General features: G+C 59.9%; 1 pseudogene. It reads right to left on the bottom strand.

Annotated features, from left to right (window positions below):
* Nucleotides 1–16: 16 nt before the first annotated feature.
* Nucleotides 17–763: pseudogene (locus C3Y91_RS03440) on the bottom strand (IS630 family transposase); the annotation flags it as partial.

Below are 763 nucleotides of genomic sequence, written 5' to 3'. Positions count from 1 at the left end.
CTAGAGCGTGCTGTTTTTAGACGGCAGCATATCCTGAGTTTCTAAGATAGTTTGCGCATTCGTCAGGCGCGAATGCGTCGAGCATGTGACCGGCGGTGCGCCACGTTGTTTCGACGCTTCGTGGCTCGGCCTTTCTGATGAGATGCTTGAGCTTGGCGAAGACCTGCTCAATGGGATTGAGGTCTGGACTGTAAGGCGGCAGGAAGATGAGATGCGCGCCGGCAGCCCTGATTGCACGTCGGATAGCCTGCCCCTTGTGGCTGCCGAGATTGTCGAGGATGACGACGTCGCCTTTGGCAAGTGTTGGCACAAGGATTTTCCTGACATAGACGTTAAAGAGCTCGCCATTGATCGGCCCGTCGATAACCCAGGGCGCGTCGATACGGTCGCTGCGCAGGGCCGCGATGAAGGTCAGGGTTTTCCAGTGGCCGTGCGGGACTGAAGCGGCGAGCCGCTGGCCACGTGGTGCCCAGCCCCTGAGCGGCGCCATGTTGGTTTTGATCCAGGTCTCGTCAAGGAAGACCAGTCGATGAGCCTCGATCCGGTGCTGGTGGTTCTTCCAGCGTTGCCGTTTGCGGGCGATGTCCGGTCTCGTCTGCTCGGCTGGCAGCACCGTTTTTTTTGAAACTCAAGCCTTCAGCCCGGACAAACACCCAGACAGCACGGCGGTCGGTCTTGATGCCACGCTCGGCAAGCTCCGCAACCAGCCCACGTGTCGTGAACGGGCCAGAGCAACAACGTTGGCGCAACCACTCGGCCCGCT

Source organism: Rhizobium ruizarguesonis, from assembly GCF_012349115.1.
In the GTDB taxonomy this organism is placed as follows: Bacteria; Pseudomonadota; Alphaproteobacteria; order Rhizobiales; family Rhizobiaceae; genus Rhizobium; species Rhizobium ruizarguesonis.
This window is presented reverse-complemented; position numbering and strand designations above follow the sequence as displayed.